The following is a 23509-nucleotide window of genomic DNA, read 5'->3' on the forward strand; positions in this document are numbered from 1 at the left end:
ACGCTATTTTGCCTACAGACCTACATTACATATAAAGCACGTTACTATTCTCATTCAAATAAAAGAATAGTAACGTGTTTTTTTGATTTAAAAATAGCCTAAATTCAAAAGGTCATGAATGTGGAAGTAATTTTAATCTGCCATTGATAAGTTACTAAAAACACTTTGTTTTAATGAAAGTTTAACTCTATATGACAACATGAGATTTTCGGTATTTACCAGGTGTTTCGTTAGTGAATTTTTTGAAAATTTTAGTGAAATAGCTTTGATCACTAAAGTTGAGCGAAGCACATATGTCTGATAAGGGATAGGTTGTGAAAGTTAATAATTTTTTTGCTTCTTCGATTCGTTCACGTTGAATGTACTCAATTAATGAAATACCGACTTCTTTTTTGAATAATATAGATAAATAATCTGAATTTACATTTGCAAATTTAGCAAGTTGTGTAACAGATATTTGATTGTAAATATTTTTAAAAATATAGTTTTTGCAAATAGTGATAGTCTTTGAGTGTTTCTGTACTTTTTGTACTTTTACACGGTCTGCAAAAGTACAGAAAACATTTCTTAATAAATCCCAAACAGATTCCGTGTCTTTTAAATCCTCTGTCTTTTGGATGTGTAGATCGTAAATCTTGTAAGCAATCCCGGAAGGAAGTCCTCCTTTTATAGCATATCTAGTAGCAAGTGTGATGGATGAAATACAAATATTTTTATGACGTCTTAATTGATCGAATGAAGATAAGGATGAAAGAGTCTCTTGTTGGAATTCGTAATAATATTTGAGTACGCTTTCTTTATCCCCGTTTTCTATAGCTCCAAGTAGTTGGTTCTCTATATACAAATTATGACAGAAGGATTCGTTTTTTTGCATTGAAATATATAAATCTTCGTTTAAGATACTGCTATGACTTACATGAAATGAGTCACTGTTATTTGAAAAGGTACTTACATCTGAAATTTTTTTATAGAGAATGTTATAGAACAATATTGCTATATTTACAAAGAAATTTTGATCTTTGACTGACAATGAAAAATAATGATCTCTTGTTCTTTTATAATTCGAAATAAAATTAAGGTTACTATCCGCTTTACTTGTAGAAAAATTTACCTGTTTCAAGGGCCCAATAATAACAGTACCGTTCACCATATAATGGCTCTTTATGTGAATTAAAATGAAGTGCCCTAAATATTGGTGAGTTCTGAAGATAGGTGAATTATTTGAATCATTTTTTTGAAAAAGCACATGTAACTGTTCTATTTTTGATTTATAGAAAGAATGTGAATCATCTTTTGATGTAAACTCTAAAAGAATATTTTTGTTACAATCTAAAAAACAAACTGGAATTTCAAAAGATTGGAAAAACATATTACAAATGTACTCTATCTCAACTAGACTGAGCTTTTTAGTCATATTATTCCTCCTTACAGTTGTGTGTAATAGTTGAATGTTTATATATTCTCTTTTTTCATAAGTAGAAACGGAAAAACTTTATCTATAAAAATTATAAACTTCTAAGAATAATACCATAATTTAACATGAATAGCACATATTATTTGAATATACAGGTAATATTTTTAGGGAGTAACGTAAAATATGAATTGTCACACTTATTCGTTGTTCATTGCTTATATGTATCAAAAATAATTAAGATTGGATTTTAAATAGGGATAGGAAGGGAGGGATTAATGAATTGAAGTTAAGTTAAGTAATTAATGGAAATTTGCGATAGAAGTTAATATGTAATGATTTTTGAAGTTGAGATATAAGTGTAATTCAGAGGGGAAACTACATATATCGTACGGAGAGACAACGTAATAATAGAAGATAAGAAGAGTGAATAAGTGATTGTAAACAATGGATTGTTGGACGACTATGTTTTAAGTTACTCGTTTAAATCTGGTACTTGGCACACTATTACTTTTAAGAGGGTAATAGTAATAATGAGATTTTTAAAATGATAGAAGTAGTAAAGGGGATAAGAGAAATGAAAAAAATATTTAGTGTGCTTTTAGTATTTTTCTTAACATTTTCTACATGGTCTAGTGTATTAGTAAAGGCAGCTTCACCATCCAAAGGTACTTTAACGATCCATAAATATGAACAAGAAAAAGATGGCGCACAGGGGATAGAAGGAGATGGCTTTGCAAATCAAGAGGTACCAACAAATGCGAAGCCGTTAAAAGGTGTAACGTTTGAAGTGAAAAGGGTTGCGTCGTTTGAAAAAATTTCAAACGATGGGAAAATCGTGAAAGAAGATGTGAAGCCTGTAATGGGAGCAACTCCAACTCAAGTAGTAACAGATGATAACGGACAAGCTGTATTAAAAGATCTTCCGCTAGGACGTTATGAAGTGAAAGAAGTGGCAGGACCTCCGCATGTTAACCTAAATCCAAATACGTATACAGTGGATATTCCATTAACGAATAAAGAGGGTAAGGTGCTAAACTATGATGTTCATATGTATCCGAAAAATGAGATTAAACGTGGTGCAGTTGATTTAGTAAAGAGTGGTGCAAATGAAAAAGCATTAGCAGGTGCAGTATTCGCTTTATTTAAAAAAGATGGTACAGAAGTGAAAAAAGAGTTAGCAACAGATGGTAATGGGCATATTCGCGTGCAAGGATTAGAGTATGGGGAATACTATTTCCAAGAGACAAAAGCGCCGAAAGGGTATGTACTAGATCCGACTAAACACGAGTTTTTTATAAAGACCTCCGGAACTATTAACGAAGATGGAACAATTACTTCTGGTACAGTAGTTAAAGTAGAAGTGCAAAACTATGAAGAACCAAATATTGATAAAAAGATTAACGGTAATTCGGAAGCGTTACCAATTAATCCGTTAACTAATTACAATTATGATATCAAAACATTAATTCCAGAAGACATTAAAGAATACAAAAAATATGTAGTAACAGATACATTAGACAATCGTTTAATGATTCAAGGAAAACCAATCGTGAAAATTGATGGAGCAGAAGTAAATGCAAGCATTGTAAAGGTCGCTGTAGAAGGCCAAAAAGTAACAGCTACAGTAAAAGATTTCACAAAGTTAGATGGTAAAAAAGAATTTCATTTACAAATTAAATCACAAGTAAAAGAAGGAGTACTATCTGGTTCAGAAATTTTAAATACAGCAAAAATTGATTTTATAAATAAAAATGATGTAATTGGAGAAAAGGAATCTAAACCTGTAGTTGTTGTTCCGACAACTGGAATTATCGAGTTAACAAAAGTTGATGGTGCTGATAAGAAGAAATTAAAAGGTGCGGAGTTTGTACTTAAAGATAAAAATGGAAAAATAGTTGTTGTGGCAGGTAAAGAAGTCACAGGTGTATCAGATGAAAATGGTGTTATTAAATGGACTAACATTCCGTATGGAGACTATCAAATTTTTGAAACGAAAGCACCAACTTATACAAAAGAAGATGGTACAACAGCTTCATATCAATTATTAAAGGATCCTATTGATGTAAAGATTAGCGAAAATAATCAAACGGTTAAATTATCGATTGAAAATAATAAAAGTGGATGGATTCTTCCTGTAACGGGTGGTATCGGAACGATTCTATTTACTGTACTAGGCCTTGCGTTAATGGCTACAGCGGTATTTGTTTTCTTTAGAAAAAAGTTTGCTAATAATTAAGGCTTTAGGAACATGTAACCAAGTGATGTAAAAAGGGGAGAAGCAAAATGCTTCCCTCTTTTCGATATTTTAGTATATGCAGAGGTGGAAATATGAAACGAAATCTTGCTTTAGGAGGTATTTTTTTATTAGGATTAGGTATTTTTTTATATCCTACTATTAGTAATTGGTTGGCGACTCGTGCACATTATTCTGAGATTAGCTCCTACGATAAGAAGATCAAAGCACTACAAAAGAAAGAAGTTGAACGTAGGGAAAAAGAAGCAACCGAATATAATAAACAAGTTCAAACTTCCATGAAAACATTTGCAGATCCATTTTCTGAAGAAAAAAATAATCATCAAGCGTATGCGGATGCGTTAAATTTAGGTGATGTAATGGGGTATATTGAAATATCGAAAATTAATATAAAATTACCAATCTATCAAGGGACCTCTGAGGAAGTATTGAGTCGCGGGGTAGGTCATTTAGATTATTCTTCACTTCCAGTAGGTGGAGAAAATACGCACACTATTTTAACAGGGCATCGTGGTTTACCATCAGCAAAATTATTTACAGATTTAGATAAGTTGAGTGAAGGAGATCTTTTTTATATTCATTCTTTAGACAAAGTTCTTGCTTATAAAGTAGATCAAATTAAAGTAGTGTTACCACACGAAACGGACGATTTGAAAATTGTGGAAAATAAAGATTATATTACATTAATTACATGTACGCCTTATGGAGTAAATACAAATAGATTACTGGTTCGAGGTGAGCGTGTGGAGTTTAATGAGAAAGAAAAACAAAAAATGAGTACAGAGATATTTATGTTTAATAAGTGGACGGTAATAGTCACAATCATATTGTTATGTGTGTTTCTAGTCGCAATTTATAAGAGAAAATGTATTCGATAGAATGTATTTATTTATTCTGTATTAATTGGGCAGTGGGACCGAAAATGCAGAGAAAAGCAAAGAAGGTATATAGGGGGAGTAAATCCTCACTGATAAAAGTTTCACTTTATTCGACTGTAGAAAAAATACGGTAAAGGTGGGAACAAAGGAATTGAGGCTACGATTAAAACTGGTAAGTATTCCATTTATGGTTTTGTTAATGTTATGTGTAAGTTTTGTCGTATATGTACCAAAAGAAGCATATGGATCCACGATAAACTTAGAAGGTCTAGGAGATATATCGCGTTATAATGCTGTTGTCTTTGGTAACCATATAGCAGTAGGTGGCGATATTGAAGGAGCAATTGCAGTTCAAGGTGATATGGATGCATCTGGTTATACGATTGTAGGTGCAGCAGCGGGAACATCTAATATAATTGGGGAAAAATGGGATGATGAGGGATATCCATCCTTGTTATTGTCTGGAAAATTTAAAAAATCAAGAGAGGAATCTTTTATTATTCAAAACGGAATAGTTGTAATGACAAAAGAGAGTGATCCAAATCATATCATACAATCTTCTTATGATCGTATCGTTTATAAAGAAAAACTAGAAATTGACGCGAAATTTAATGAATTTCACAACATAGTGAACCAAGTCAGTAAAAATGCAGGTCAATATAAAACGAATACCCCAATTCTAAATATGAGTTATGGAATTGGAAAAGATATAAACAATCCTAATATTTATGTTTCATCAGAATTGGTAGGGAAAATCAATTTAGATATAAGAGATGTCTTTTTACCTAATGCGAAAGGAAAAGATTTTATCGTTATGTATTCAGATGCAATAGAGGTTACATTTAAAAATGGTGCTATCTTATATGACACGAACAATATTGGAAGGGCTACAGATATAATTCCTACATCACAACCTTATTCTCCTAATTCACCGTTCACTGAGTTATACGGGAAAGTGATTTGGGTTTTTCCTAATGCAAAAAAAATTACAACAGAGGGGTATGGTGTCGTTGGGAGTGTGTTTGCTCCAAATGCTGTATTAGAAACAAAAGGCGGTTCGATTAATGGACAAGCATTTGTCGGTGCGGTACAACAAACTGGTGGATTTGAATTTCACAATTTCAAATTTAACTGGCAACATTGGAACAAGCCTAGTACAGGAAAAGTAAAGATAAAAAAAGTAGATAGTAATAATGATAATATAGAATTGATGGGGGCAAAGTTTCATATTGAAGATTCAAATAAAAAAGTAGTTGGCGAGTTAATAACAGATGAAAAAGGAGAAGCGATATCAAAAGAATTACCGATAGGTAGCTATACTCTTATGGAAACAGAAGCGCCTAAAGGTTACGAATTATTAAAAGATAAAATAGCTGTAAAAGTAGAAAAAGATGCAGTAGTAGAAATTAAAATAGAGAATAAGAAATTACCAGATCCGATGGGGAAAATGAAGCTAGTGAAAGTAGATACGGGAGATAAAAATAAAAAGCTAGCGGGAGCAAAGTTTCATATTGAAGATTCAAATAAAAAAGTAGTTGGTGAGTTAGTAACAGATGGACAAGGGGAAGCGATATCAAAGGAGTTACCAATTGGTAACTATACTCTAGTGGAAATAGAAGCGCCTAAAGATTATGAATTATTAAAGGAAAAAATAGCTGTAAAAGTAGAAAAAGATGTAGTAGTAGGAATTAAAATAGGAAATAAGAAATTACCAGATCCAATGGGGAAAATGAAGCTAGTGAAAGTAGATACTGGAGATAAAAATATAAAGTTAGTAGGAGCAAAGTTTAAAATTGAAGATTCAAAAGGAAAAGTAGTTGGAAATTTAGTAACAAATAAAGAAGGAGAAGCGATATCAAAAGAATTGCCAATAGGTAACTATACTCTAGTGGAAGTAGAAGCACCTAAAGGTTATGAATTATTAAAAGATAAAATAGCTGTAAAAATAGAAAAAGATACAGTAGTAGAAATTAAAATAGGAAATAAGAAATTACCAGATCCGACTGGACAAATTGAAATTGAGAAAGTTGATGATAAGGATATTAATCTAAAACTAAAAGGTGCTGTATTTCAAGTCTTAGATAAAGAAGGTAAAGAAGTTACTAGATTAACAACGGATGAAAAAGGTAAGGGGATTTCCAATCAGTTAGTATTTGGAAAGTATACGATTAAAGAAATAAAAGCGCCAAATGGATATATGTTACTTAGAGATCCAATAGAAATAGAAATTACAGAAGCGGTAAGGACACAAAAACTAACAGTGAAAAATGTGAAAAATAAATGGATAATTCCTAATACTGGTGGCAGCGGAACAACAAGTTTTTACGTGACTGGTTTTGTGCTAATGTTTGGTGTGTTATGTTTATGTAAGAAAAATCGTATATAAATAGTATAAAAACAGTTGTGTATTATAAACTGATTCCATAAAGTTAGAAAATCGTTGTGTTTGAAAAATTTCAAGCATGAGTTCGGTATTGTACTGGACTTATGCTATTAAATTTGTCGAAGAAGGAAGGATAATAGTAAACATAGAATATACTAATAAATTAAAATGTCTATGAGGTGAAACTGATGGCAATAAAACAAGATGAAATTAAAGTAGTAGTTGGAGCTGGAATGTTTAATAATAATCCAGGTTGGATTCAAACGCAAGAAGATGAACTTAACTTATTAGATAAAGCTACGTGGGAAGAAAGATTTGAATACAATTCTATTTCAGCTATTTTAGCTGAACATGTATGGGAACACCTTACATTTGAAGAAGGTGTAAGGGCAGCAGAAATTTGTTATGAATTTTTAAAACCAGCAGGGCACATTCGGTGTGGTGTTCCTGATGCGTTTTTCCAAGATGATGCGTACCAAAATATAGTTCAAATAGGCGGACCAGGTCCGAAAGATCATCCAGCAGCAAGTCATAAAATCGTTCATAATTATAAAACCTTAACGAAAATGTTTGAAACTGCGGGGTTTGAGGTAGTTTTACTTGAATATTGTGATGAAAATGGTGAGTTTTATTACAACGAATGGGATGTAAACGATGGTATTATTTTCCGTTCTAAAAAGTATGATTCTAGAAATAAAGGCGATAAACTTGGTTTTCCATCGCTAATTGTCGATGCGATTAAGCGGTAAATCATTCAACAAAAACAAGAGTAAATTCTATCATTTCAAAAGTCGCAAATGCGGCTTTTTTTATACGTAAGTTTATATTTAATAAGGAAATGATATACATGATATTTAATTCCTAATAAAATAGAACTCGATTTAGAAAATACTTAAGTTTTTCAGCGCCATTAATTTTAAATTAATACTTCGGTGACATAAATATTTATTTTATATTTATATTCGTGTAAAATAAAGTGAGAACATATATTCTGTGTAGGGGGGTAATCAATATGATAGCTGAAATTGAAAAAGTAACTGAGGGGTATATTGTAAAATTTGAACGCCAATTTCCATATACAATAAAGGGAGTTTGGTCTGTATTAACAGAAAACAGTAAGCTTAAAAAATGGATGTCTAATTTACAGATTGAAAGCCTTAAAACAGGTGGCATAATCAAGTTTGACATGATGGACGGTTCATTTATAAATATTGATATTTTAGAGTGTCAAGTAAACGCAGTGCTTGAATTTACTTGGGATAAAGATCGTATCCGATTTGAAATACATAAAGAGGAAAATGGTACTCTTTTACTTCTTAAAGAATACATTCATGATTTAACAGATCATACACCGAAAGATATAGCAGGTTGGCATATTTGTTTAGATCTTTTTTCTTCCGTTCTAGAAGGAGAAGAAAAAGAATTTTCTAAAGATGAATGGCAACAGTGGTTTGAAATATATAAAGGTAAGTTTCTTGAAGTGAGAGGTTAATTACGTAATAGATTATATTTATTGTGTAATTATTATATCTTAAAAATGCCTTTTATGAAAAATAAGAATAGAGGTTAATATGAAAGTAAATCAATTAATTGCTAATAACATAAATAAATTAGATACAGCTATTCCATTTAATAAGTCGTTTGGAATCGCTGGTTTATCAGGATCAGGTAAAACAACTTTTTGTCAAACAATTGGCGAAGAATCAAAAAAACGATTAGTTTCTTTATTGCCAAAGGCTGAATATCAATATTTATTTCCTAATATCATGGAAACAAATTTTAGTGCTATTAAGATAGAGAATATGCCTTTAGTACTTTTTCTAGGAAAATCATCGATTTCTTCCAATCCACGTTCAACGATAGGTACTCATACTGGTGTGTTTACTGAAGTTCGCGAAAAACTTGCTGAAGTATTTCATCTTTCCCCTGAGGTTTTTTCGTTTAATAATCAGTTAGGTTGGTGTACTGGTTGTAAAGGCCGAGGCACTACTAAAAATATTGAGTGTAAAAAATGTAAGGGAAAACGTTATAGTGAAGAAATCGAACAACATACTATAGATTTATTTGCTAAACCACATACAATTTCAAATATTAATGATTTAAGTGTTGAATCTATTCTTTCGTTAGCGGAAGTGTTAAATATTAGTGAAGCAAAACAACATATACTGCAAAATATAATTAATATGAACATTGGTTATTTAACATTAAATCGAATTATGGGTACGTTGTCAGGTGGAGAGTTAACACGACTTTATTTGGCTGAATTTATGGCAGTAAGTGAAAATGCTGTAATTATTATTGATGAGATTTCAGTTGGACTTGATCATGAAACATTATTACAAATATTAGAAGAGATTAAGCAGTTAGGGTGTAATAATCAAATTTGGCTCATTGATCATTCAGATACAGTACTGGATACAACAGATGAGCAATTGTTCTTTGGGCCTGGTAGCGGAAAATATGGTGGACAAATTGTGAAAGAATCACCAAGACCAAAACCAATACTGTCGGATCTAAATAAAGAAGTACCAACAGAATATTATACATTCCGAGAATTATATTGCCGTAATATCCAAATGACGGAGTTTCAAATTCCTAAAAATAGGCTTGTGACAGTTACAGGAGAATCTGGATGCGGGAAATCTACACTTGTTAACGAATGTTTAGCTACAGATTTCTTGAAACGATATCCAAAAGATAAACTAGTTATGGTCGGACAAGATCGAAATCAATCCATTACAAGTCGATCAACTGTAGCCACTTTCCTAGATATTAAAAAGAAACTAACAAAGTATAGCGAAGAAATTGATGATATTTTTGAGCGTTCGATTGAGGATATTATAGATGAACTTCCAAATGAAGAAATTGCGTATAAACGCTTGCGTCTACTCATTAAATTAGGACTTGGTTATTTAACGTTAGAACGAAAAACACAAACATTATCAACGGGTGAATTTCAATGTGTTCATTTAGTTTCGGAGTTATTTGCGAACACAAGAAATCCACATACATTATTTATCTTTGATGAGCCTTCAAAAGGTTTATCCCAAAATATTTTAAGTCAATTTATAGATAGTGTTAGAGGGATATTGCAAGATGAATCAGTCTCTATCATTATGATTGAACATAATAGTTACATGTTAGAAAGTTCTGATTATATTGTAGATTTCGGGAAAAGACAGCCTGAATCTATAAAGCATCTTCATGTAGTAAGTCATGAAGATTATTATCGTCAAAAAAGCAGTGTGAATAATGCAGAGCAAATACATATTTCTTCAGCGCTTAAGCATAGAGAAGGCGTTCACTATTTAGAAGAAAATCATATTAAATATTTTAAAAATGCCGAAAACATTTATAAGGGTGGTATTTTAAAAAGTTTATCATCAATGGCCCGTTTAATTTATGGTGAATATGAATCTGATACAATTGCACCTGTTGTTGCTATTGATCTTGAAAGACATTTATATAGTCAATATAGTTTATTATATGAGATTGGTGGACTAATTAATCATATTGTAGCTGCTCATCCAACTAATAAAGATACGGGAAGTTTTGATTTCTATTCACAGGACAATCATTGTCCATCTTGTTCTGGACGTCTTCAAATTGAAGTTTTCGATAAAGATATTACAATTCAAGATAAAAATGTTCCATTTTGGGATGGTTTATTCGATCCGGAAATCATGAAAGTATTAAAATTTTATCAATATGAAAAAATAGAATTTCTATTTGAAGAAATTAAAAATGAGCTTGGTCACGATTTATCAAAGAGCTATAATGATATGTCAGAAGAAGAAAAGCATACGTTTTGGTACGGATATTTTGAAAAATCATTTTATGATAAAAAAGGAAAGACACGCAGAACATGGGTAGGATTTAATACGATTATTGGTGGATATATTGTTATTTCAAAAGCAGCTATTAAAGAAGAAATTAAGACTTCTAAAGAAATGATGACATGTCCAATTTGTGAAGGGACGGTTTTAAATCATCATAAACCGCTTAAATTTAGTAACTTTGATATTCGTGAAATTATCAATCAACCAGTTGATGAAGTGTTGAAAATAATCGGTGATTTACCTGCGCTTCATAAATTGAAGTCTATAGTTGGTGGCGATATGAAATTGACAGAAGATGTTTCTTTATTGCCAAGGAAAGCACAAGTTGCACTGAAAATGTTGGAATTAGAACAGGCAAGCTTTTCAAACTATGAAATAGTGTTACAAAATGTTTTACCATTTTGGGACGAAATAAAAGGAAATATTGAATCCATTAGTGTTAATAATCAAGTAACTATTTGTGATTTCCCTAATGTATATGAAACGAGAGAAAACATTATAGATAAGTACTTCACAAATGGTAAATATAAAAAACTTACGTATGTATACGAGGCGTTTGGATACAAAAAATTAGTTACCCAAATTAATAAAATTAGAAAAAATAATCCATGTCCATTTTGTAAAGGAAAGAAAGTTATAACAGAAGATAATCTACATGACGGCGTGTTTAAATTAACAATCCCATGTGTAACTTGTAATGCAACTGGTATTAGTGATGAAGGACTAAAAGAAGTTGTTGAGGCTGTGGATATACAAACATGGTTAACTGGAAAAGTTAGTGATGTTGTGGATGAGAGCTTATTAACAGAAGCTGTTTCGCAAATACCAATTTTTAATCGCATTCGCGAATTGGATAAACGAGACATGATGGCGGTTTATGAATGTCTTGAGTGTAATCATTAAAGTTTTATTAGCTTATGTGTTATTAAATAACTAACTTAATTAACACAACTTATATAAAACATAATTTTTTAATGAAAATTGTATTAACTCAGTATAATTAATCTAAAGTAATAAAAAAGATCCAACTTCTTAATGTCAAAGTTAAGAAGTTGGATCTTTTTATTTTTATGTCCTGTATACAATATTTCTCACTAAGGAAAGAAGTAAGGAAGGTAAGTAAGGAGAGATGAAAAGCTAAAAGGGATAAAAAGTTGATATATTATGTAATAATTATATTATAAAAGTGATAATTAAGTGTTAAAAACAGTTCATAAGTGATATTGTACTTATTAATCTTTATATTTTGTTGTCTGATTTTTCTAATTTAACAGAAATATATACTTGAATGAAGTATATATTTCTGTTAAATTTATCCTATGGACAGAACAAGTTTAATTAAAGGTCATTTAGAAATGTGTGTATTATCTATTTTGTCGAAAAAGAAAAGTTATGGTTATGAGATTATGAAAGAACTCGAAGTAAACAATTTAAAATTGAAAGGAGTAGGAAGTATTTACCCCATATTAACTAAGTTGAAAAATCAAGAGTGGGTTAATACTTATCAAGTAGTAACAGAAAGTGGTAAAGTTAGGATTTATTATGAAATTAATGAAAGTGGAAAAATACGTCTTGAGAAGAAAATTAATGAGTGGTTAGAATTGCAATCAGATATTCAAACATTATTAAAAAGCGGTTTGAAAGGAGAGCTTCTGAAATGAGGAATAGATTGATAGGTAAAGAAAAGCAATTTTTAACAGACGTACTTAAGGAATTAAAGCAATACGATATTAGTTTAGAAGAAAGGAAAAATATTAAGCGACAAATATTAGAACATATTCAAGAATGTCGTGAACATGGTGAAGATAGTATAGATGATTTAGGTACACCTCAATTATTTGTTCAAGATTATTTAGAAATAAATGAGATTGATTTACAAGTTAAAATGAAACAACTTAAAAATGAAAAAGGGAAATTAAACACACCTATCTTACGCGGCATATTCATCGCAATTATTACTTACCTCATCTCGCAAACTACATTCACAATATTTTTAACTAGATCATTTAATCCAACTAATAGTAAAAATACATTTCAGTATAATCTTTTATATCGTATTTCAGAAAATCAATGGTGGAATTCATTATTAATAATGATTAGTTTTATGTTCTCTGTAGCAGTATTTATTAGTTTAGTAAGTTATAAAAAACGAAAGCTGTCTAAAGCATAATGAAAAATACGATCTATAAAATGTCTCTAATTTATATTCTTTGTAATGTATTAATATTATGTATTACAGATTCAAAAGTTTATGCTCAGCAAAATATTAAAATTGCATTGGATAAGTATATTGAAAAATTTATAAAGGAGCAGAACATTCCAGGAGCTTCTGTTGCAATTGTACATAAAAAAGATGTATTTTTCACAAAAACGATAGGAATTACTGGAGAATCTGAAAAAAAGGTAACTAGTAAAACACCATTCGCAATTGGCTCAATAAGTAAATCTTTAACAGCTTTAGCTATATTGAAATTAATTGAAGATAAAAAAATAAAATTAGAGGATTCAGTTCAACTACACCTTCCTTGGTTTAAATTAAAAGACAATCAATTAACCTCCACTATAACAATCCGAAACCTATTAACTCATACAAGCGGAATAAACACATACGAAGGTTTGGCATTATCAGATATACAATCCAAAAGTTCTTCAGCTTTAAAAGAAAATGTAAAGAAACTTTTAAATGTAAAATTAAATGCCTCACCAGGAGAAAAATATCAATATAGTAATGCGAATTATATTGTTTTAGGTGCCCTTATTGAAGAGGTCACAAATGAAACGTATTCATCATATATGGAAAAGCATGTTTTTCAGCCGTTAAATATGAATGGTGCAGCAGCAAGTAAAGAAACTGCATATGAAAAGGATTATTTAACAGGTTATCAGTCTTGGTTTGGCTTACCAAGAAAAAGTGTAGTGTCCTATGATAATGCCGGGGCACCGTATGGCTATATTACTGCAAATTTAGAAGATATGATTCAATATATTCTGTTTTTGAATCGGCCTGAGCATGCTCAATTTTTAAAGCAAGAAAACATGGATCTTTATCTTTCACCACTTTATAAAATAAATTCAGAAAAAAGTTATGGTTTTGGATTAAGAACAACAAATATAAATGAAAGCGAAACGATGATTTGGCATTCAGGATCCACGCCCGATGCTCGTGCAGAAATATTTATTTTAAATAAAAGTGGCTGGGGTGGTGTTATTTTAACAAATAAAAATCATGTATTAGAAGAGCCAGCGTTATCAGTGTTGAAAAATGGGATTATTAGTATTTTGAATGGAAAAGAACCAATTGATCCACCTAGAAACATACCATTTACACAAATTGTTATGTCGATAGTTATACTCGTGCTTTTCATTTCACCAATTATGTTTGTTAAGAAGTATAGGCATAAGAAAAATGTTGAAAAACTAACTTGGTTATTTGTAGGAAATTTATTTCTACTATTATCGATTATTTTCATCCCGCTTCTTACTTATAGTACAAGCTCACCATGGAAAACAATTAAAATATTTGCGGCAGATGTAGCCTTTCTTACAAATATTATAGTAACTTTATTAGTTGTGAACGGATTAATATCAATCTTTATAGCCTTAAGACGGAAGAGAGTAAAAGGGGAAATAATTAAAGAAATATAATTCAACTTCATCTTAAACAGTTGACTCTCACACGATGTCATTGTTTAAGATGAAGTTGAGCTTCGAAGTAGATGTAATTTATGGGAGGAAAATATGTTTAAAATAGGTGACTTTTCAAAACTATCTTCCATTAGTATTCGTATGTTGAGACACTACGATAAAGTGGAATTGCTACAGCCAGTAAAAATCGATGAACAAAGTGGATATCGATACTATTCAGCGGCCCAATTAAAGAAAGTAAATCAAATTCAAATGTTAAAAGATATGGGGTTTAATATTGCTACTATTAAAGAAATAGTAGCAAGCGATAATATGGAAGTAATAAAATCACAATTTGAAAATCGTAGTGCTCAAATAAAGGATGATATGGATGACCTCCAAAAACAATTACGCCTTCTCGAAGCCTCAATGAAAACGATGAGAGAGGATGTTGTTGAGATGAACTATCATGTTTCGATAAAAGAAATTCCAGAAAGAGAAGTAGCTAGTGTTAGAAAGATTATTCCATCATATAATCGCGAAGGGGATTTATGGGGTACATTAATGCAAGAAATTCAAATGAAAAGTATTAGTATTGCCCATCCGAGTTATAGTATTGCGGTTTTCCATGATCGTGAATATAAAGGAAATGATGTAGATGTAGAAATACAGCTAAGTATTTTAGGTAAGCATGAAAATACAAAAGACGTTACATTTAAAAAAATTGAATCTACTAATGTAGCTTCCATAACGGTTAATGGAAGTTATGAACAAATGACAGCTGTAAATGAGGCTGCGGCAAAATGGATTGAGACAGAAGGTTACGAATTAGCAGGTCCGATGTTTAATATATATCATGTGAGCCCAGCGATGGAATCGGATCCTAATAAGTGGGTTACGGAGGTTTGTTATCCAGTTAAATGATGATAAAGAAAAAAGGCATATAATTAATGCCTTTTTTCTTTATGGGGTACCGTCACATGCCCATCAACTTAAGAATTTAGAACTCACAAAAAAAATTATAAGTTTTTTGTTACAAGTTATTACAAAATTTTCGTTTTTTAGGTAGTTTAATTTTCTTAGCTTGATTGCGATGAGCGGTACCCCATAAAGGCCCCTGATACATAATCGATGTTCTGCCATTTGTAGAAAACAATCCACTTATCCCATTTTAACAAGGAGAAATATCTCGTCTATGTTGTAATATTGTCTTACGTTAAGCTTGTGAAAAAAACATATTCATGTATAATACAATTGATGTATGATACATTAGTTGTAGGAGGGTGACCTATTTGAAAAGAGAAGATGCCTTAAAACTAAGAACAGATATTAAGAAAATGATTATAATTACTGGGGTTTTTGAATCTCAAAATTTGCCCAAAGGACCATTTGAAAAACCTTTACCAACTTCTCAAATGATGGCGTTAGAGGAACTAGAGGTGGAAAAATTAACTGTTTGGCAACTATCAAATAAACTTAGGTTAGAGACTTCAACTGTAAGTAGATTAGTAGATAAGTTAGTAAAAAAGGGTCTTATTTATCGTGAAGTAAATGAAAAAAATAGAAGAGAACTTTTTCTGCACCTCACAGAAAAAGGTCACATAACTGTTAATTGCTTAAGAGAGCAATCCATTACATTTTATCAAAGTATTCTCAATAATTTATCAGAATCAGAACAAAAAATAGTTGTGGATGGTTTTGAATTATTTATTGATTCTATTTCTAAGCCTTTTGATTAGAGTGAGGTAAGTCATAACATTTGGAGGATAAAATGAGTTTGCATTTTGAACGTCCTATTATTGAATTAAAAGAGAAATTTGATGAATTAAAGAAAATAATGAAAGAAAATAATGTAGATTTATCGTCAGAAATTCATGAATTAGAAAAACGTTTAAATAAAATGCAAGATAAAATTTATTCTAATATTACACCTTTTCAACGAGTTCAAATTGCAAGGCTACGTAACCGACCCACGACATTGGACTATATACCTTTATTGTTTACAAACTTTCTCGAACTTCATGGTGATCGATTATATGGTGATGATAAAGCAATGATAGGTGGTATTGCAAAATTTAAAGGAATGCCCGTTACGGTTATTGGTCATCAAAGAGGTAGAAATACAAAGGAAAGTATAGAAAGAAATTTTGGAATGGCACATCCAGAAGGTTATAGAAAAGCGCTAAGACTTATGAAACAAGCTGATAAATTTAATCGCCCTATTATTACATTTATTGATACAATAGGCGCCTATCCAGGGATAGGGTCTGAAGAACGTGGAATTTCTGAAGCGATAGCTCGAAATCTATTTGAAATGACTACACTTAAAGTGCCAATTGTTTGTATTGTAATTGGAGAGGCATCAAGTGGTGGAGCTCTTGGCATTAGTGTCGGTAACCATATCCATATGTTAGAGTATTCATGGTACTCGGTAATTTCGCCAGAAGGAGCAGCATCTATCCTATGGAAGGATGCTAAGTATGCTCCAGAAGCTGCTGAACATATGAAAATTTCAGCAAAAGATTTAAAACATTTAGGAATTATTGATGAAATCATTCCTGAAATTAAAGGTGGAGCACAAAATGATATAAAATCACAGGCAAAAATGATTGAATCTGTAATCGAATCATCTCTAAAAAAATTGATACTATTATCCTCGGAAGAGCTTATACAACAGCGGTATGAAAAGTATAGACAAATAGAGAATTATAAATGAAAATATTTAAAGTCCGTATTACATTTCGGAGGATTCTTGCAAAAAAATTCTAAATATTTTGTAAGGAAGCTCTTAAACTGGGATATGCTGATACTATTACTCTACAAAAGGTGTGTGATCGGTATGGAAAAGGAAAATTTGTTCAAATGGAAACATTATCACATACCCATCAACTTAAGAAATTAATTGTTCCCCAAAACGAAAAAATGAGCTGAATTCTCATAAATAACTGTAAAAAGGTGAAAATTTTGTTATGGGGGGTATCTCAAAAGCTTAGGTTGATGGCAATGGGGTATCGTCAGAGAAATACGGATTTACAATGATGCTAAGCCTTTTTTTCTGACGATTCTCCCGTTTTTAACAACGTTAAGAAAGTTTCAGTGTTCTTAAAGAATCTAATGAGATCACTTTCTCCGAATTAAAATGGTATTCTCCTAGCAAATTAATATGTTCTCAGCAAAAAGGTGACATATGGTGCAATATTATGGTTATGGCGGGTGTAAACCAATCAGAACGTGATCTTATCCGTATGCGGTAGCATGAAGGAATTGAACTGGCTAAGAAAAAAGGAAAGTGAAAAGGTCGGTTAAAGAAGTACTATAAAAAATCATGCAGGAATGAATTATGCAGTAAAGCTTTATAAAGAGGGAGATATGATTGTAAATCAAATTTGTGAAATTAAAAATGTGACTAGGGCTTCATTATATAGAAAGCTATTGGAAAGGAACAGTTGATGAATTATATCAAAAATCGGAAATATATAATAGAAAATAAGTTTTATATTGAGGTGGAATTATATGCCTAAAATTGACAATATGTTAGCGATTCTATGGATGCTTCGTTCAGGTAAAAAAATTACTGCAAAACAAATTTCAGAAAAGTTAGAGATGAATATAAGGACTGTGTATCGTTACATTGATACAATTTCAACAAGTGGCGTACCTATAATTTCAGAACCAGGACATAACGGTGGATACACTTTATTGAACAATTTTATTGATGCTCCTCTATTTTTTGATTTTGAGGAGCAAACTGCACTATTTCACGCTGCTGTTTTTGCAGAAGAAGCCGGATATTATGGAGGTGAAGCACTAAATAGTGCCATTTCAAAACTAAGTAAATACTCAAATCAAGAGCAGGAAACAAAGATAAACCAACATTTAGCTAGTCTGGAAGTAATAAGTCGATTAAGTTCACTCTCTATGGAACCTTTTTTGAAGGAGTTGGAGCAGGCTGTAGCTCACGGGTACTCAGTAAAAATTCTTTACCATAAAAGTGGCGAAAAGCAATTAAATGATAGATTGGTCGATCCGTACAAAATTATCTATTGGAATAATAAGTGGTATGTGATTGGATTTTGTCACCTTAGGAATGATATCCGTAGTTTTAGAGTAGATCGAATTGAAAGTCTAATGCTAACAGAAAATAAGTTTAACCGACTAGAAAATTTTTCAGCACGTGACTTTTTTATAAAAGGTCTTCTTCCAACTATAGAAGATAAGGAAGGGACTATTTCTTTGGTTATTAATGGGGATAAAAGTGTATTGGCTGATATATGCCAACATTGGTTTTTAGGACATTATTTACAAGAACGAACTTCAAATCAAGCAGTGTTTCTTCTTGAAAAAGATATAATACATACATATGTACCTTATTTACTTTTACCGTACAATAAATCTATTAAAGTTATTGAGCCAATAAGTCTTAAGAAAAGACTTATTGAAGTTCTTTCGGAATTAATAAAATTTCATCAAGTATGATAACTTCCCTGACGTTAACTGTCAGGGAAGTTATATTATAATAGCTATATAAATTGTGATTGGAGTGTTATTGGATGCAAACAAAAAAAGCATTTCTATATGTATTTAATACAATGTCAGACTGGGAATATGGATATTTAATTGCTGAATTAAACTCAGGAAGATATTTCAAAAAAGATTTAGCACCTTTAAAAGTAATTACAGTAGGAGCTAATAAAGAAATGATTACTACTATGGGAGGACTGGGCATAAAACCAGATATTTCCCTTGATGAATGTACTCTTGAGAGTAAAGATCTTTTAATTTTACCAGGAGGGACTACTTGGAGTGAAGAAATTCATCAACCCATCTTGGAAAGAATTGGCCAAGCTTTAAATCTTGGTACTATTGTTGCTGCAATTTGTGGCGCAACTGAGGGCCTCGCGAATATGGGATACTTAGATACTAGAAAACATACAAGTAATAACTTAGAATATACTAAAATGGTATGTCCTAACTATAAAGGAGAAAAGTTCTATGAGCTGGGATCTGCGGTAGCTGATGCGAATTTAGTTACTGCAACAGGAATAGCTCCTCTGGAATTTGCAATGGAGGTACTGAAAAAAATAGATGTATTTACAGCAGATACATTACATTCATGGTATAACCTAAATAAGACTCATAAACCTGAATACTTCTTCCAGTTAATGAATTCAATAAATAAATAAATGAAGTAACTGAAAAGCTCAATTTCTCTATTTTGATTTGTAGAGATAATGAGCTTTTTAATTTGGACTTTCCTTATCGTTGTAAATCGGTATTTTCCTGACGCTAGCCATTTAGTAATTTATCTCTTTCGGCAAGAAGACTCCATTTGATTTGTGTTACGAGTGAAACCCAACAATTCAGGTGGAGATGAATTGTCGTCAGAAGGTAGGCTGAACTCTTTTGTTTCGTCTATAACAATTTTCCCAGGGCGAATATTTGTTTCTTTCTGTCTTACAATACAATCTGCTCTTAGATAAGGAGGGAATATATCGTAAGACAACGAAATTGGATAATAATAATCATTTGATTACTTGACCAAAAGGAATTACGGTGAAGATCATGTTCACATTTCGTTCCAAATATTGATTTGTCAAAAGAAATGAACTTTCTAAGAAAGGTGGTGAAAACAATGGCTAGAAAGAAAGCAGTGAAAGTACTACGTAAACAAAAGAAAAGAGAGACCATGCAACGATTCACCCAGAAACAGAATATCGGACGAGCTTGTCTCACAGCTAAAGAATTTCGTTTACTTCAGCGCATGTCACATAGTTCAAAAGCATTGCGAAATGTTGGGTTGTATACGATTAAACAAAGTTATCTGAACCATAATAAAATGGCTACTGTAAAAGAAGTGGACACTGCCATGCAAGCCGATTTGAATTACTCGGGCATTCAATCAAACTCTGTTCAAGCCATTCGTAGAGCCTTATTTACAGAAGTGAAGAGCTTTTTTAAAGCGTTGGAACAGTGGAAGAAAAAACCTGAGAAGTTCACAGGTCGTCCTAAGTTTCCGAATTATTCTCGTTCAACCGACAAACGAATTATTGAAATCTATCAAGTTCCAAAAGTGGATGATAACGGGTATTGGATGATTCCAATGAGTGTTGCATTCAGAAAAAAATTTGGTTCTATTAAAATACGTATGCCTAAAAATGTAAGAAATAAAAATATCTCCTACATTGAGATTGTACCGAAGCAAAAAGGTCGGTTCTTTGAGGTGCATTATACATATGAAATGCACGTTTCTCAAATGAAGAAACAATCCAAGACTACGAGTAACGCTTTGAGTTGCGATTTAGGTGTAGATAGATTAGTAAGTTGCGTAACCAATACAGGTGATGCATTTTTAATTGATGGGAAGAAATTAAAATCCATTAACCAGTACTTCAACAAAATGATACGTCATCTCCAACTGACAAATATGGAAAACGGACTTTCTAAGCGAGTTGTAACGAATAAAATGGCTGCACTTTGGCATAAACGAGAACGACAAATAAATGGTTACATTTCACAAACTGTAGGTCTGTTGTTCCAAAAAATGAAAGAATGTAGCGTAGATACGGTTGTCGTAGGGTATAACGCTGGTTGGAAACAAAAATCTGATATGGGGAAAAAGAATAATCAAAAATTTGTTCAAATCCCATTTCATAAACTGATGGCGGCAATTGAGAATAAATGTGTAAAAGAAGGCATCCGATTTTTCAAACAAGAAGAAAGCTATACTTCAAAAGCTAGTTTTCTGGATAAAGATCCGGTTCCAGTTTGGTCTAAAGATAATAGAGCCCAATATTATTTTAGCGGCAAACGAATGACTCGTGGTCTGTACCAAAGTAAAGCAGGAACATGTATTCACGCTGATATTAATGGTGCATTGAATATATTGCAAAAATCAAAAGTTGTACAATTGGATGACAACCTCAAAGTGAAAGCGCCGATTCTATTAGAAGTGCAAAAACGTAAGGCTGTTGCCTTGTGCATAGCTTAGTGGGTGCGTCAACCATCCATGTGTACTCGACTTGTCGGGGCTTGTAGCACACGCCAGATTCATCTGAGTGGTGGCTTCTTCCACAAGGAAGAACTGCTCTTTTTCGAAAGGGTGGTGCAAGTGGAAAAACAATCGTTCGTTGCCAGTACCAACCAAAAACATACTTGGGGTGTTACCATAAGGTAGCATGAATGCTAGAGCGTCAAACTGTCTAGCGATAGACGAAAAGACCTAGCGTTCTAACTCAAGCCCCCACTGAAACGATTTATCTCAGTGGGGGTAGTTGACTTGCAAATGTACAAAATGAGCGGAGTGTAATGGAATCCTTTAATGACTCTTTTAAGAACCAACCTGTTGGTACTAAAGAAATACAACTCTCTTTTTGAAAGAATGAATGTTTGAGGAAATATGCTATTTTTTGCGTTTCTTTTAAGAACATCGGAGCAATGCAATCGAATAGTACAGAATAATATTTTAATGTTCTTCTACCGACAATTCTATTAAAAGAACAACTTCGGTATAAATCAGGTACTACGGGATATATACCGTTAGTTAGAAGTGCTTTTAAATTTTGTTTTGATTCTTCCTTTAAACCTATCATTAAAATTTCATGTAATTCATTATTAATATAAACTTGTTTCACATCTTTATAATGAGGGATTAATGCATTTTTAACTATATTTAAAGTAATGTCATTTGTAATGGGAAAGGACGTATAAACGTCCTCTTCAAGTATGACATCCATGCCACTGAAAAGTTGACAAATTGGACTGAGAGAAGCCTTTGAAGATACAGGAGGTGCCTTTTCTATATAAAAATCTTCATTTATAGTAGGTGCTGGATATTTTTGCTCTTCGATTTCAATTAACCAATCATACATAATTATCTTTCCTTCCATCATAGTTTTCGTATCGGACTATATAACGCAATAATAACTTCAAGTAGCTTCGTGAAAGCAGCTAAAGCAAATACAAGTACTGGATTATAGGCTGAAATAATACCTCCTACTAATGCCCCGAGTGGCATGGCTAATCGTGTAAGTACACGTGAAAATCCTAAAACCCTTCCTTGCATATTTGATGGAACAGTTTCCTGGCGAACTGTGGCTACAATTATATTCCATGCAATATTGCAAGTCATTGCAATACCGAAAGCAATGCCAGGAGCAAACTAATATGTACTCCAAAGTGCGAAAGTTAAGCCAATTGCTCCAGCGCATAGGAGTAAAGGAATTAGAAGGCCGCGCTGCAATCTCTTTTCTAAAGGAGCTGCAATCAAGCTTCCTAAAATCCCACCTATGCCAATTAATGAATAATTAAAGCCACTTTGTTCCGGGGTAAGTTGCAATGTGGATAGTAAATAATACATGAATACACCTAAAACCGCACTTGCTCCAAAGTTTCCAATCATAGCTTGAAAAGATAAAGCTATATTTAAGCGATCATTTTTGAGCCATTTAAACCCATTAAACAAATCCGATAGAATATTTTGAAGTGTATTTTTATCATTATTTTGACTGTTTACAGTTTTAATTGATGGTAATAACATCACAGCAACTAATGTTGCAATAAATGAAAGAACATTAATCCAAAGCACTTGAAAGCCTCCAATAAAAGATATGAAAATCCCAGCTATCATTGGACCAAACAAACTAGCCAATTGATTGATCATTTGATAGAAAGAATTAGCCTTCGTTAATGATGCTCCAGCGATGTGTGGAATGACTGTAACAGTTGTTACATCAAAAAGCATAGACATAATTGCTAAGATAAAAGTAATTACGTATAAATGCCAGATTTCTAATAGATGTAATGTATGTAGAATGGGGACAAGACTTACTAAAATAATATTGGTAATATCCGCTATCCAAAGTAACTTTTTTCGATCGTATCGATCAATTATTACACCAACTAAAGGACCAAATAAAACAATTGGCAATACATTAATAGCAAATAAAGAACTCATCATTACAGCTGAACCGGTTAATTGATAGGCAATCCATGGAAGCGCAAAAGTATACAGTGAATCCCCGATTCGTGAAATGAGTAACCAAAAATAAATATCTTGTATTCTTTCGAAAAAGTTGTCTTTACGGTAAGCTTGCGTTCTAGTATAAATTTCACAACTGT

General features: G+C 32.0%; 17 protein-coding genes and 2 pseudogenes. 16 read left to right on the forward strand and 3 right to left on the reverse strand.

Annotated features, from left to right (window positions below; all coding sequences use genetic code 11):
* Nucleotides 1-187 precede the first annotated feature (187 nt).
* Complete coding sequence (locus ACHZK0_RS12135; protein ID WP_262743161.1) at nucleotides 188-1414, reverse strand: AraC family transcriptional regulator; 1227 nt, start codon at nucleotides 1412-1414, stop codon at nucleotides 188-190.
* Between the two features lie 574 nt (nucleotides 1415-1988).
* Between ACHZK0_RS12135 and ACHZK0_RS12140 the strand changes: the two genes are divergently transcribed.
* From ACHZK0_RS12140 to ACHZK0_RS12215, 16 genes and pseudogenes are all read left to right on the forward strand, one after another.
* The gene (locus ACHZK0_RS12140) at nucleotides 1989-3650 is read left to right on the forward strand and encodes a SpaA isopeptide-forming pilin-related protein (RefSeq protein WP_395761603.1); all 1662 of its coding nucleotides are present in this window, start codon (nucleotides 1989-1991) and stop codon (nucleotides 3648-3650) included.
* A gap of 92 nt (nucleotides 3651-3742) precedes the next feature.
* Entirely contained in the window at nucleotides 3743-4546 is an 804-nt protein-coding gene (locus tag ACHZK0_RS12145) for a class C sortase (protein ID WP_270607974.1), read from the forward strand.
* A gap of 151 nt (nucleotides 4547-4697) precedes the next feature.
* On the forward strand, nucleotides 4698-6932 hold the full coding sequence (locus tag ACHZK0_RS12150; protein WP_395761604.1) for a SpaA isopeptide-forming pilin-related protein: 2235 nt from the start codon (nucleotides 4698-4700) through the stop codon (nucleotides 6930-6932).
* Between the two features lie 185 nt (nucleotides 6933-7117).
* Complete coding sequence (locus ACHZK0_RS12155) at nucleotides 7118-7678, forward strand: class I SAM-dependent methyltransferase (protein ID WP_395761605.1); 561 nt, start codon at nucleotides 7118-7120, stop codon at nucleotides 7676-7678.
* Between the two features lie 263 nt (nucleotides 7679-7941).
* A complete protein-coding gene (locus ACHZK0_RS12160) occupies nucleotides 7942-8421 on the forward strand; it encodes an SRPBCC family protein (RefSeq protein ID WP_262742658.1) in 480 nt (159 codons plus the stop codon).
* 79 nt (nucleotides 8422-8500) lie between these two features.
* The gene (locus ACHZK0_RS12165) at nucleotides 8501-11671 is read left to right on the forward strand and encodes an ATP-binding cassette domain-containing protein (protein ID WP_395761606.1); all 3171 of its coding nucleotides are present in this window, start codon (nucleotides 8501-8503) and stop codon (nucleotides 11669-11671) included.
* Between the two features lie 452 nt (nucleotides 11672-12123).
* Nucleotides 12124-12429, forward strand: coding sequence for a PadR family transcriptional regulator (locus ACHZK0_RS12170; protein WP_316251378.1), 306 nt, complete (start codon nucleotides 12124-12126; stop codon nucleotides 12427-12429).
* Nucleotides 12426-12938, forward strand: a complete 513-nt coding sequence (locus tag ACHZK0_RS12175) for a hypothetical protein (protein WP_262742653.1) — start codon at nucleotides 12426-12428, stop codon at nucleotides 12936-12938. The genes ACHZK0_RS12170 and ACHZK0_RS12175 overlap by 4 nt, the downstream gene beginning before the upstream one ends.
* Nucleotides 12938-14413, forward strand: coding sequence for a serine hydrolase domain-containing protein (locus ACHZK0_RS12180; protein WP_395761607.1), 1476 nt, complete (start codon nucleotides 12938-12940; stop codon nucleotides 14411-14413). The genes ACHZK0_RS12175 and ACHZK0_RS12180 overlap by 1 nt, the downstream gene beginning before the upstream one ends.
* Before the next feature lie 93 nt (nucleotides 14414-14506).
* Nucleotides 14507-15316: a MerR family transcriptional regulator gene (locus ACHZK0_RS12185; RefSeq protein ID WP_262742651.1), complete on the forward strand. Its 810-nt coding sequence runs from the start codon at nucleotides 14507-14509 to the stop codon at nucleotides 15314-15316.
* A gap of 368 nt (nucleotides 15317-15684) precedes the next feature.
* Complete coding sequence (locus ACHZK0_RS12190) at nucleotides 15685-16131, forward strand: MarR family winged helix-turn-helix transcriptional regulator (RefSeq protein ID WP_000817656.1); 447 nt, start codon at nucleotides 15685-15687, stop codon at nucleotides 16129-16131.
* Nucleotides 16132-16163: 32 nt separating this feature from the next.
* Nucleotides 16164-17108 carry an acetyl-CoA carboxylase carboxyltransferase subunit alpha gene (locus tag ACHZK0_RS12195; RefSeq protein ID WP_000052085.1) on the forward strand — a complete coding sequence of 315 codons (945 nt, stop codon included), beginning with the start codon at nucleotides 16164-16166 and terminating at the stop codon, nucleotides 17106-17108.
* A 481-nt stretch (nucleotides 17109-17589) separates the two neighbouring features.
* Nucleotides 17590-17842: pseudogene (locus ACHZK0_RS12200) on the forward strand (helix-turn-helix domain-containing protein); the annotation flags it as partial.
* A gap of 63 nt (nucleotides 17843-17905) precedes the next feature.
* Nucleotides 17906-18868 (forward strand): helix-turn-helix transcriptional regulator, encoded by a 963-nt coding sequence (locus tag ACHZK0_RS12205; protein ID WP_395761608.1) that lies wholly within the window; start codon nucleotides 17906-17908, stop codon nucleotides 18866-18868.
* Between the two features lie 74 nt (nucleotides 18869-18942).
* Nucleotides 18943-19575, forward strand: coding sequence for a type 1 glutamine amidotransferase family protein (locus ACHZK0_RS12210; RefSeq protein WP_395761609.1), 633 nt, complete (start codon nucleotides 18943-18945; stop codon nucleotides 19573-19575).
* A gap of 449 nt (nucleotides 19576-20024) precedes the next feature.
* Complete coding sequence (locus ACHZK0_RS12215; protein ID WP_262742662.1) at nucleotides 20025-21380, forward strand: RNA-guided endonuclease TnpB family protein; 1356 nt, start codon at nucleotides 20025-20027, stop codon at nucleotides 21378-21380.
* A 265-nt stretch (nucleotides 21381-21645) separates the two neighbouring features.
* Here ACHZK0_RS12215 and ACHZK0_RS12220 read toward each other — a convergent pair whose 3' ends face one another.
* Together ACHZK0_RS12220 and ACHZK0_RS12225 are read right to left on the reverse strand one after the other, a co-directional pair.
* A complete protein-coding gene (locus tag ACHZK0_RS12220) occupies nucleotides 21646-22260 on the reverse strand; it encodes a hypothetical protein (protein WP_262742645.1) in 615 nt (204 codons plus the stop codon).
* Nucleotides 22261-22277: 17 nt separating this feature from the next.
* Nucleotides 22278-23503, reverse strand: a pseudogene (locus ACHZK0_RS12225) (MFS transporter).
* Between the last annotated feature and the right edge of the window lie 6 nt (nucleotides 23504-23509).

Origin of the sequence: Bacillus sp. 3G2 (assembly GCF_044324725.1) — a bacterium.
Lineage (GTDB): Bacteria > Bacillota > Bacilli > Bacillales > Bacillaceae_G > Bacillus_A > Bacillus_A mobilis.